Origin of the sequence: Clostridium sp., from assembly GCF_047718555.1 — a bacterium.
Taxonomy (GTDB): Bacteria; Bacillota; Clostridia; order Clostridiales; family Clostridiaceae; genus Clostridium_I.
The window spans coordinates 65,720-78,758 of the sequence record NZ_JBDNRK010000001.1 but is presented as its reverse complement, the minus strand read 5'-3'; the positions used below and the strand labels follow the sequence as shown (position 1 = coordinate 78,758).

The window sequence follows — 13,039 nt, the reverse complement described above, 5'->3', positions numbered from 1 at the left end:
AATAAAACCCACACTAAGGCATTTAATCCCAAAAATAAATATTTTAAGAACGTAAATAGAAGTCTTATAAATATCTGATCTACAAGTAATTTGCAATTCTAAAAATATTACTAAAAATAAAGTACCAAAACAATTCTAATATAAAATTTACGATACTTATTTTTTTATATTATGGCTTAATATTATATGAAACATGTTTCATAACATGCAACATGTTTCATCATATACAATATGTTGCATATGAATAATATAATATACTTACTTTTACATTATTAGCTTAACGTGGGTTTTTTAGAAAATGTGACAACATTGGCGACACCCTATAAAGAAAACCCCTTAAAATATTTTTTCCTTTTATTGACACACGAACATAAATTTTTCATGGTGATTTTTTGCATTTGTTCTATCCTCCTTTCATTCTACATTCCCTTATATTTATGCTATCATCCATTTTTATTACATCACATATATACGTATATTTTTTTATTTTTTTAAGGTAATAGAATTAATTTATTATTTGTTGTCTATATAATTTAATTTGCTTTGCTAGTTAAATCATTAGAAATTTTTACAAATAAAAAACCTCTAGCATAATATGTTAAACTATCATTGAAAATCACCATTCAATCAATTCAATGGAAGAAAAAACATATACACTAGAGATTTATAATATTGATTTTATCCTAATAACAGATAATGTAGACTGTAATTAAAATCACTACTCTTTTCTAACCTTTTTCTGCTCCATCTATAGCTCCAGCAATAATATATTTTTGTAAGAACAAAAACAGAATAACTATTGGTATAATAACAACTAACACTGATGGGAAAACTAATTCCCATGGGTTACCATATTGTCCTGCCAGATTTTTAGCATAATATAAAGATAAAGTCAATGTTTTCTTTTCTGAGTTTCCAAGTACTAAAAATGGAAGAAGATAATCATTCCATATCCACACCGCATTTAATATAATTACAGTTATAGTGGTAGGTCTTACTAAAGGAAATATAATTTTAAAAAATATCTGAAATATATTAGCTCCATCAATTATTGCAGCTTCTTCTAAAGATACAGGTACACTTTTTAAAAAGCCGTGATAGAGAAATACAGAAAGACTTAATCCAAAACCGCCATACATTATGATTAAACCACCCATATTTTTTAAATGCAAGGCATCCATGAAGCTAATTAAGGGATACATTAATGACTGAAAAGGTATTAGCATTGCTGCTGTAAAAACTAAAAATAAAATATTGCTTAATTTGGATTTACTTCTAACCATTATCCATGCAGTAAATGATGATACAATTACCAATAGAGCTACTGATACTACTGTAATTAGTATTGTGTAACCCAAGCTACTCAACAAATGAATTTGTTCAAATGCGTTTGTTATATAAGTAAAACTCCAGCTTTTAGGTAAGGACAGAGGTGAATTTACAATTTGAGACTGACCTTTAAATGAATTAACGAATAAAAACATCAATGGGAAAAGTGTGTATATAGCTGCTAAAACTAGAACTATATAGATTATATAATTCTTAATTTTTCTTTTTCCTTCCATTGTTTTTATAAATTTCATTAAGCTTCAACCTCCTTCTTTTTCATTACAGATACTTGTATTAGACCAACTACAGCAACTAATATAAAGAATACAACAGCTTGTGCCTGGGCAAACCCGTAATTTGGTGGATTAGTATCCTTAGTGGTCTGTAAAATCTGAAGTGCCAGCATTCTTGTACCAAAATCACCATTTGTTAAGGCCAAATTTTGATCTAATAATCTAAAACAATTTGAAAGTGTTAGGAAAAATACGATTGTAAAAGACGGCATAAGCATTGGTATTGTAATGTTTCTGAATCTTTGAGATGGACTCGCTCCATCAATACTTGCAGCTTCATATAAATCTTTAGGTATATTATTTAGTCCATTTACGTAAATCATCATCATATATCCAGCCATTTGCCATGTAACCATTATTACTAATGCAAACATTGCCTTTGTAGGATTTTGTGTCATATTGGTTAGAAATGGTATATGAATAATACTATTTTCACCAAAGAAAATTTTTGAGTAAACAATTTGGAAAATAAACTGCCATATAAATCCTAATGCTAAACCGCCTAATAAGTTTGGCATATAAAAAATTGCTCTGAATATACCTGCACCCTTTCGTATTTTAACTAACAATGTGGAAAGGATTAACGAAAATATATTTATAACAATTACTGCAATAACAGTAAACTGGATTGTATATAAAAATGCCCCTCTAAATTTATCAGATTGAAATATCTTCACATAATTGTCAAATCCAACTAAAGCTTGCCACCAGTGTTCACCGCCAACAAAATATGTTCCACGCCAACTGGTAAAGGAATATATGACACCTACAGCAAAAGGTATTAGAATAACAATTGCAAATAGTGCAATAGCCGGCAATAAAAATATCTTAGACCACTTCTTATAGAATTGTTCCATTTTATACTCCCCTTTCAAAATAATTTTTTAATATTACAATATCTTAATTAGACTTCAATTCCTTCCACTTCTGTATAGAATAATCTGCTACTTTTGCATAATCTGCTTCAGTCCAGTTTTGCTTTGTGAAATATTGTTCCTGTAGTATTTTCCCATAAGCCTCCTGCCCCCATGAATTTGGTGCTCCATTAAATGGATTAGACAATATATTTCCTGCTCGTTTATAAGTAATTAAATCGTTACTCAATGGATTTTCTAATTTAGTATCACTTGTAGCATTAAAGGGTACAAAGGCAAATTCATCTGTAATAAATTTCTTACCCGTTTCAGAAGTATTAAGCCATACTAAAAAATCCTCTGCCTTTTTCTGCTCATCCTTGCTTACTTTATTATTAATCACATAGTAATTTGGAACAAATTCTGGTATTGATTCATTAAATTTTTCAGCAGTTAATCCTTTTACTTTAATATCGTCGTCTGTGAATGGCAGCTTCATTGGAAGCATAGTTAAAGAAGATGTAATATCTGTATTTACTTTTTTAATGTTGTTATATACCCAGTTGCCTTGTTTAATAAATAACGCCTTACCATCAGCAAAAGTCTGTACTGCCTGATCATATCCTGTAGTTGTTGAATTAATGAAATCTGCACCTCTTGTTAATGCACCTTTTGGTCCTGCCAGATAACTTGTTTCAAAATTTAGTACCTGAACAGATTTTTCTAATGGGATTTTTAATTGCTGAACCTGGCTATCTGTGGCATTTTGTGCTGCGGATAAGCTATTAAATACTGTATTTAATGGATAATTACCAAAGTGATCTCCATAAGTCCATTTTTCTGCTCCTGCTACTGAAAATACACCGTTTAATTTTGAAGTAAGTTCTGTTTTATTTTTTGTCAATTGATACGTATGTCCACTTAGTACTACAGAACCTGTTTTATTTTCTTTAATATAATCGTTTACAGCAATGACCATATTTTTAAATTCTTCATAAGTAGCTGTTTTAAAATCTGCAATAAATTGTGTTGTATCAGTCAATCCAAACAAATCTGCTATCATTTTTTTGTTAACAATTAATCCATAGCCTTCAACATCATAGGGAATACCATAGTTTTCACCCTCTTTAGTTTGTAATCTCATTGCTTCTGGTATGCTATCAGCTAATTTCTTTAATTCTGGAGTTGCTGCATCCTTAAGATCCATGGCATAACCACTGTCTTTCCATTCCTGTACACTTCCTGCACCTACAGAGAAAATTGATGGCTTTTCACCTGAATTCATTGCAGATCTTAAAGTGTCTGTTGCCTCTGTAGTACCCAATGAAAAGACTTTAACCTTAACACCTTTTTCTTTTTCATATATTTGAGCAAGTTTTTGGAATGCATCGGCATTTTCACTTTTACCATTAAAAATGTAGATATCATAACTATGATTTGACGATTTTGTTGAACTACTACAACCTATTAAGCCACCTATTAGTACTAATACAATTATAAATATTACTCCCAGCTTTACCTTTTTTAACATTTTAAACATCCCCTTAAAAAATATTATATGAAACATGTTTCATATCTAGTAAAATATATTTGCTATTTAGCAAAATAGCAATTTTTAAGATTTCATAATTAGATTTATTTAACTTAAGGATTCAAATTTATGTATAGGTTTACATAGTGTATTCACATTGCCTATAGAATATAATTTATATTTGTATTTATAAATAAATTTTATTTATTCTTATTAAAATTTATTTATTGAATAAATCTAAGTACAAGTAATTTTTAACCTGCACGCGCTTTACTGTATATGTTTACATTTCATTGTAAAATAAAACTTATGGAACATGTTTCATATAATTATACTAATATATTTTATACATATTGTCAATATAAAAAATTAAAATATTAGCTAAATTTTAAAACATATACCATAATACAAATTATTGCTACAACTTTTACAGATTAAAAACTTGTTTCTCCCTCCCTTAAATACACATCAATTTCAGTGTAGGGTTCAATTATATTGTCTTTTTCTATTAATGATATTATATTCTCTACTGACTTATTAGCTATTAATTGTACTTGCTGCACTACAGTAGTTATATTCAAAATATTGCTGTTAGTAGTGTATGTGCCATCATAAGCTACCACACAAAGATCCTTTGGAATTTGTTTACCAAGCTTTATAGCTGCTTTTAAAAATGCTGCCGCTGGCATATCTGCCGCAAAAATTCCATCTGTGTCTGGTCTTTCTATTAATACTTTTTTTGCCAGATTTAAATAGCCTTCAAAATCAAAGTCGTTCCACTTTATTTCAATGGCCTTTGATTTTATATTATGAACTTTTAACATGTTTTCTAATGCAATGTGACATTGATATGATAATACCTTTGTGGTTTTATCGTCACATATATGAATTACATTCTTGCAGCCACTATCAATAAACTTTTTTGCAGCTAACTTACCTCCTAATTTATGGTTAGATGTAACCACTGGAATTTTTGAGTTAACAACATAATCCAGCATAACAAGTGGCTTATTAAAATTCTTATATTCTTTTAATTGAAGATTACTGACACCAGATATTACTCCATCTACTATATTAGATTTCAATGTTTCCATATAATCTCTTTCCTTATTAATATCAGCGTCTGTGGTACACAACATAAGTTTATACCCTCTATTATATAGTTCTTTTTCTATATAGCTAGCCAATGTAGAAAAAAAAGGATGTACAATATTGGGAATCAACATGGCAATACTTCCAGCTTTTTGACGAAACATACCACGGGCTAATTCATTAGGTATATAATTTAACTCTTCAATAGCCTTTTCAATTTTATTTCTTGTTTCTGGTGCCACATACCCACTATTATTAATTACCCTAGACACAGTACAAGCTGCTACCTTTGCCTTTTTTGCTACATCTCTTATACCTGCCATAATTATCCTCCATCTCATGTAAGAAATACTTTCCTTTAAGTTATTATATATCAATCATTTGAATAAATCACTTATAAATTTTGTAAATTCTTGTTTCATAGGGTCTTAATACAAAACTTGTACTTTTATTTGATAAGCAGCCGCTTCTTTCCACCAAACTCTTTTCATTTTTATATTCCTCACTCTTCATCCTTTATTAGATTTAATTTTTACTATCAATAAAAACAGTTTTTGCAAATAACTATTATATAAGTAAAAAAATAAGCATTAATCTTATTTAAACAATGTAGTATGCAATAAGATCTATACTTATTTTAATATTTATGCATATGAAAATAAACAGACTTAATATACTGACTATTTATTTATTTGAATGTACCTTAAATGCTTATAAATATTATATGTTTTATAAAATCTGAAGAACCAATACTTCATAAGGTCTCAATGACACCTCATTATTTGACATATGAAATGAATCATAATTTGATATTAATACTTTATTTACACTATAGTTTAAATTAACTTTAATATTTTCACCATAAAAATTAGCTAATACTAAAAGTTTCCTATTTTCATATTCTCTTATATAGGCAAAAATATTTTTATCATTTTCCATGAATTCTATATATTTTCCATATACAATTATATCTGAGTAATCACTATTTCTACGTAAATCAATTAAATTCTTATAATAATTTAAAATTGAATCTTCAGATTCCAGATTATTTTTTACATTTATTTCTTCATAATTATTATTAACCTTAAGCCAAGGCTCTACTTCAGTAAATCCAGAATCTTTACTGTCATCCCACTGCATAGGAGATCTTCCATTATCTCTGCTTCTTCTGTGTACAGCCTCTAAAGCTTCTTCTTTAGATAGGCCATCATTTATAGCACTATTATATTGGTCAATAGATGAAATATCATTATAATCTTCAATGGATTCATATTTAACATTAGTCATTCCTATTTCTTCACCCTGATAGATAAATGGTATACCTTTTAATAAAAAATAAATTGTAGCCAGCATCTTTGCACTAGCTTGGCCTATATCTGATTCCTTAATAAATTTATTTAAAGACCTAGGTTGATCATGATTTTCCAAAAACAGTGCGCCAAATCCCAAATCATTATATACTTCCTGACTTCTAAAAAGGGCATCTTTAAATTCTTGTAGAGTCCATTTTTTAGGTGTGTACCACTTTCCATCTTCAGCTACATCTAAATCAGAATGTCCAAATTCAAATAATAAATCAAAAAAACCATTAGCCCCGCTGTAGTCTTTTAATTTTTCTCTCGGTATACCAGGCGCTTCTGCCACTGTCACAATATCATATTTAGAAAATGTATTTTTCTTTAATTCAGATAAAAAATCCTCTATTCCCTTTTGATTTAGAGATCCTCCATTAATATTAATTAATTCTTCATTACTTGTAGATTCTAAATCCTTAAAGGTATTGTCCTTTTTTATATAAGTTATAGCATCTACTCTAAAGCCACCTAAGCCTTTATCCAACCAATAGTTTACCATATCATATAATTTTTTTCTTACTTCTTCATTTTCCCAATTTAAATCTGGTTGTTTTTTTGAAAATACATGTAAATAATACTGTTTAGTATTATCGTCATATTCCCAGGCAGATCCACCAAATATAGACTTCCAATTGTTTGGCGCACTACCATCTGGTTTTGGATCTTTCCATATATAAAAATCTCTTTTAGGATTATCTTTGCTACTCTTTGACTCTATAAACCAATCATGTTCATCAGAAGTGTGATTTATAACTAAGTCCATCATTATTTTAATGCCTCGTTTATTACCTTCCTCTATCAAACTATCCATATCTTCCATGGAACCAAATTGTTTGTCTATATCATAGTAATCACTGATATCATAGCCATTGTCATCCATAGGGCTCTTATATACAGGACTTAACCATATTATATTTATACCTAAATCTTTTAAATAATCAAGTTTCTCAATAATACCTCTTATGTCACCTATTCCATCATTATTGGAATCATAAAAACTTTTAGGGTATACTTGATAAATTACACTTTTATCCCACCATCTCTTTTTTAACATGTTTACCTCCTAAATATTATAAAGATTAATTTGCGCGTCCTAATTCTTGTTCTATCATAATTCTTTTCTCACCCTCATCCACTGCAATTCCATCTTTTTTTTTATTTAATAAAGTAAAAGCTGCAAAAATAGTGAATATAAGAACTAAACATCCCATAAATATATAAGTTTCTCTAAATCCAACTTTATCGTACATTTTCCCAACAACTGGTGATAAAATTGTTGTACCAATTTGAGTAGCAAATTGAAAACCAACCAAATAGAGTACAGAAGATAAACGAGTATCGAAATTATCTGCTAAATATTTAAATATTGATACTAATAATGCAGCATATTCAAAGGAATGAACTAATTTAATAAATGAAATACTATAGGGATCACTGACAATTCCTGAACCAACCATACGACAGGTCATTATTATTCCCGCTAAAATTAGTCCTCTCTTAGCTCCTATTTTATTTACAACAAATGGAGCTAAAAACATCATGCCAGCTTCTAAGAAAACCTGAAGTGAATTCAAATCTCCAAATACTTGGTTTCCCAAAGCTTTTGTTGGAAACAATGAAGCATAATATATTGGGAATTGTTGATCATATACCATATATACGCACACAGCTCCTATCATGTAAATCATAAAAAGCCAAAAGTCTTTTAATTTCAAAAGCTGTTTAACATCATTAAAGCTTACTGATTCAGCACGTTTAGCTTCTACACTACTTACATCAACTTTCATAAAAACAACAAGAATAAGTAATATTATAGCAGAAACCGTTGCCATCCAGAAGTTTATATTAGGACTAATATTGAATACTCTACCGGATACAAATGCAGCACTTGCTGATCCAATTGAACCCCACATACGTGCACGTCCAAATTCAAAATCATATTTTCTGCCAGCCTTTTCAATATAGGACTCAACACTGGCACAACCAGCTATAAAAGTTAATCCTAAATAAAAGCCTCCAACTATAGCACCAAGTATGAAGTTCATTTTTAAAAGCGGCCCATATACGTAAATGTAGAATGGTCCAGCTAATGCAAGTAATATAGTAATAAAATATAAAACATATTTTTTTAGACCAATACGATCAGAAATGTATCCGTATACAGGTTGAAAGATCATAGCAAAGATAGCGTTTACAGAAAATATAATACCTGTTTGTGCTCCACTTAAATTCATTTTTTCCCCAAGCCAAATAGCAAAGAATGAAAAACAGGATGCATAGGCAAAGAAAAATAAGAGAAAATATAAGCTGAGATTCCAATATATCATTCTTTTTTTCATAAAGATTCCTCTTTTCAAATTATATTATAACTAAAAATTTTTATTGCCCATCCATTATCTTTAAATTTGAGTTAGTACTATATTTCATCAAGTAATCCATAAATTTATTACTATCTATTATATATTAAGAATTCATTAATGAATACTTGCTCGGTGAAAATTAACTATATTCGCTGTAATATAGATGCTTTTAAGATAGGCCTAATGTATTAAACTTCTGCCAATTCTTTAAACTCTTTAGTTTCCACATCAAAATAACCTATTGTAAATTTATGAGTTTTAAGATTAGCTTTTAAAGTAGTCTTAAATTCATCTTTTTCCCAAGTTATTTCTATAACTTCTTCCTCATTTATATCAGATATGAAGTAATCACCATTAAAAGCTGGATAAGAATTTCTGAATTCCATAAGCTTTAGTAACCTCTTCATAACAGGTCTTTTCATGTTTTCTTCAACTTCTTCTTTGCTGTAGTAATGACGATTTATATTTCTTCCAACCTTTGTTTCTTCAAGTAATTTTATATCATTTTCTCCGGCCATAAGTCCTACATAGTACACCTGAGGTATTCCTGGAGCAAAGAACTGAATAGCTCTTGCTAAAGTATAAGCATCATCATTGTTTCCAAGTGCTGAATAATAGGTACAGTTAATTTGATATATATCAAGGTTGTTATAAGCAGTTGTATTATAGATTTTCTTCACATTTGCTCCCTTAGTAAATAGTGCTTCTCTTGTCATTTCAACTTCCTCATCAGTCAATAAATCCTTTACATCCACTACCCCAATACCATCATGAGTATCTAATGTAGTAAACTGCTTTTTAGGAGACATTTTAAGCCATTTTATAAGATTTTTATTTACACCACTGTATAGAGCATGCAGCATAATCATAGGAAGTGCAAAATCATATATCCAGTGGCCCTTCTCTGCTATTTTCATTTGAATTGAATAGTGCTCATGTATTTCTGGCAATATATCTACATTTAATGGTTCTAATATTGATTTTACTTCATCAAGCAGCTCCCAAGTATCAGGTTCTATAAAGAAACAGTTGGTTCCAACTTTTTTAGTAGCATAGGCAAAAGCATCCAGTCTGATTAATGAAGCATTTCTCTTTGCCATATTTGTAAGAGTATCCTTTATAAATTTCTTTGTAACCTCTGATTTTATATTTAAATCCACTTGTTCACTATCAAAGGTACACCATATTTTTTCAGTAGTTCCGTCTTCAAAATGAACATCAATGTATGGTGCTCTAGGTTTTCTCTTATATATAAGGTCTACATCTTCCTCGGAAGGTTCACCCTTAGGCCAAAAATCCTTATATCTAATGAAGAAATCTGCATAAGGTGAGCTGTCTTTATTTTTTTGAAAATCCTTAAAATATTCAGAACTTCTAGATATGTGATTTATCATGAAATCATACATCAAATAAAAATTTTCACTTAATTTTTCAATATCATTCCAATCTCCAAAGGCTGAGTCAACTTTTTCGTAGTTCATTGGTGCAAACCCTCTGTCTGCTGAGGATGGAAAAAACGGTAATATGTGAACTCCCCCCACTGCATTTTTAAAATAAGTTGTCAAAACGTTTTCTAATTCCTTTAAATTTTTACCTAGGCTATCTGCATAAGTAATAAGCATAATTTTATTTTTAATTGTCATTATTATTTTCCCCTTTCATATATAAAACTAAATTAATTTTTTATCCGATGACTACCATCCGTAATACTCCCATCTTCTATGAAAGTGGGAGATAACGGCTGCTACGTCCCTGGATAACGATTTACCCTAAAGGACAACGATTTCTAAGTATCGAAAATACCGATACTAAGAACTCTGTTAGTAAGTTTCAGGTGAAGAAAAAAACTCCACCTGAAACAAAGAACTCTGTTTATAATAATATCCTTTTTCTTTATAAAAATAATTTCTAAAAATTTATATACTATGTTTTTAATACACATTTACTATTTTAGGTTTGATTTTACTACTTATGAAACATGTTTCATAAGTAGTAAAAATATATTGCTATTTACAAAATAGCATTTATTAGTTTTGTATATGTTTACATATCTATAATATAATACACTCTATATAAGTTGTCAATAAAAATCCTATAATTTATGAATCTATAAATACTTCTTGCACATATTAATAGATAAATAAAAGCTTTAGTAAAAATATAAATATATAATTTATAACATTATATTTGCATTAGACTATGATTTTGCTATCTCAAGCAATTATCCTTTACCTTAACTCTTAGATTAGTGCATATTGGTAATTTTTTAAACAGACTAGATGTATTTTCATCATTGGTTAAGTTGTAGGAACTATACCCCTTATGCACAAAAAATAAGACAAGAAACATATTATACATATACTGTGTAACTCATCTTATTTTTTCAAATTTTTTTCTAATTAGGCCTTTATAAGATCCATTCTAATCTACATCTGATAGGGCTCCACTGATTTTAGTTCCCCCTAAATCAATTCCTATAACATATTCTTTTGACATTGATTATTCACTCCATCTGATGCTTACTGAAAATTTATTTTAATAAATAAACTCTAGCCTCATAAGGCTTTAATTTAATATCAGCATCAATGCCATTATTATTTTCATAATTACCAATTAATAATTCATAAGAATTATATTTAATATTTTCAGGTAATCTAAAAATAGTTTCCCTATTAGTAAAATTACAAATTGTCAATAAAGTTTCATTTTCTCCTTTTCTAAGATATGCAAAAATATCGGAATCATCTTTTAGTATTAATTCATATCTTCCATTTGTTATAATATCGTAATCTTTCCTTAATTGAATTAGTTTACGATAATAATTGAAAACAGAATTTTCATCATCAATTTGTTTTTGAGCATTGATATCAACATAATTGGGATTAACTTTTATCCATGGTTCTGAATGAGAAAATCCTGCATTTTCTGAATTATCCCACTGCATTGGAGTTCTGGCATTATCTCTACCTTTTGCATGAATTACACTTAAAGCATAAGATGGATCTTTCCCCTTAAGGTCAACAAGTTCGTGATAACGGTTAAGTATTTCAATATCCTTGTAATCCTCTATAGAATCAAAATGAACATTAGTCATTGCCAGTTCTTCACCTTGATAGACATATGGAGTACCTTTCATCATATGAAGTAAAGTTCCAAGCATTTTTGCTGATTCTATGCGGTATTTACCATCATCACCAAAACGTGAAACGGCCCTAGCCTGATCGTGGTTATTCCAGTACAAACTATTCCAGCCTTCATCCGCTAATCTTTCCTGCCATTTTGAAAGGACCTTTTTCAAATCAGACAATTTAGGTCTCATTGTATTCCATTTTCTATTTTCATCATAATCTACATGCATATGTTCAAATTGAAAAACCATATTAAGTTCATTTCTATTTGCCGAAGAATATTTGATGGCGTCCTCAGTAGTAGTATTTGGAGTTTCTCCTACAGTAATCAAATCATATTTGGATAAAACTTTTTCATTCATTTCATGTAAAAATTCATGAACTCTTGGACCATTTGCAGCACCTTCGTAGTAAGAGGCAAAGGAATTATCTCTAATTTCAGTACCATCCTTAAATTCCTGTCTTTTAGATATCAGGTTGATTACATCCATTCTAAATCCATCAATACCCTTGTCAAGCCAAAAACGCATGACATCATAGACTTCATTTCTAACCTCCTCATTTTCCCAATTTAAATCTGGTTGTGCTTTGGCAAATAAATGCAGATAGTATTTTCCTACACTGTCCTTATATTCCCAGGTAGATCCTCCAAAAGATGATCCCCAATTGTTAGGCTCATGGCCATCTTTGCCTTCTTTCCAGATATAGTAGTCACGATACTTGTTTTTTTCTTCCTTACAGCTCTCTTTAAACCACTTGTGCTGGTCTGAAGTATGGTTAACAACCAGATCCATTATAATACGTACGCCAAGTTCATGTGCCTTACCTAATAATTCTTCAAAATCTTCTATAGTGCCATAACGTTTTTGAATTGCTCTGTAATCAGAAATGTCATATCCGTTATCAACATTTGGAGATTCATATATTGGATTTAACCAGATAACATCAGCCCCTAATCTTTTTATATAAGGCAGCTTTTCAATAATACCTCTTATGTCTCCTACACCATCATTATTACTGTCTTTAAAACTCTGTGGGTAAACTTGATAAACAACACTTTTTTTCCACCAAGGTTCGCTCAAAATAAACGCCTCCTA

Annotated in this window: 8 protein-coding genes; all 8 read right to left on the bottom strand. The window is 29.6% G+C overall.

Going from position 1 to position 13,039, the window contains the following annotated elements; translation table 11 throughout:
• Positions 1-728 precede the first annotated feature (728 nt).
• Positions 729-1,583, bottom strand: coding sequence for a carbohydrate ABC transporter permease (locus tag ABF633_RS00310; protein WP_415520882.1), 855 nt, complete (start codon positions 1,581-1,583; stop codon positions 729-731).
• On the bottom strand, positions 1,583-2,479 hold the full coding sequence (locus ABF633_RS00305) for a carbohydrate ABC transporter permease (protein ID WP_415520880.1): 897 nt from the start codon (positions 2,477-2,479) through the stop codon (positions 1,583-1,585). Before ABF633_RS00305 ends, ABF633_RS00310 begins: the two co-directional genes overlap by 1 nt.
• Before the next feature lie 43 nt (positions 2,480-2,522).
• Positions 2,523-4,007 (bottom strand): ABC transporter substrate-binding protein, encoded by a 1,485-nt coding sequence (locus ABF633_RS00300; RefSeq protein ID WP_415520878.1) that lies wholly within the window; start codon positions 4,005-4,007, stop codon positions 2,523-2,525.
• A gap of 434 nt (positions 4,008-4,441) precedes the next feature.
• Positions 4,442-5,422, bottom strand: coding sequence for a LacI family DNA-binding transcriptional regulator (locus ABF633_RS00295; RefSeq protein ID WP_415520876.1), 981 nt, complete (start codon positions 5,420-5,422; stop codon positions 4,442-4,444).
• A 406-nt stretch (positions 5,423-5,828) separates the two neighbouring features.
• Complete coding sequence (locus tag ABF633_RS00290; protein WP_415520874.1) at positions 5,829-7,508, bottom strand: glycoside hydrolase family 13 protein; 1,680 nt, start codon at positions 7,506-7,508, stop codon at positions 5,829-5,831.
• Positions 7,509-7,533: 25 nt separating this feature from the next.
• Positions 7,534-8,793 carry an MFS transporter gene (locus tag ABF633_RS00285; protein ID WP_415520872.1) on the bottom strand — a complete coding sequence of 420 codons (1,260 nt, stop codon included), beginning with the start codon at positions 8,791-8,793 and terminating at the stop codon, positions 7,534-7,536.
• 209 nt (positions 8,794-9,002) lie between these two features.
• Positions 9,003-10,457 (bottom strand): sucrose phosphorylase, encoded by a 1,455-nt coding sequence (gtfA, locus tag ABF633_RS00280; protein ID WP_415520870.1) that lies wholly within the window; start codon positions 10,455-10,457, stop codon positions 9,003-9,005.
• A gap of 887 nt (positions 10,458-11,344) precedes the next feature.
• Entirely contained in the window at positions 11,345-13,024 is a 1,680-nt protein-coding gene (locus tag ABF633_RS00275; protein ID WP_415520868.1) for a glycoside hydrolase family 13 protein, read from the bottom strand.
• Positions 13,025-13,039 lie beyond the last annotated feature (15 nt).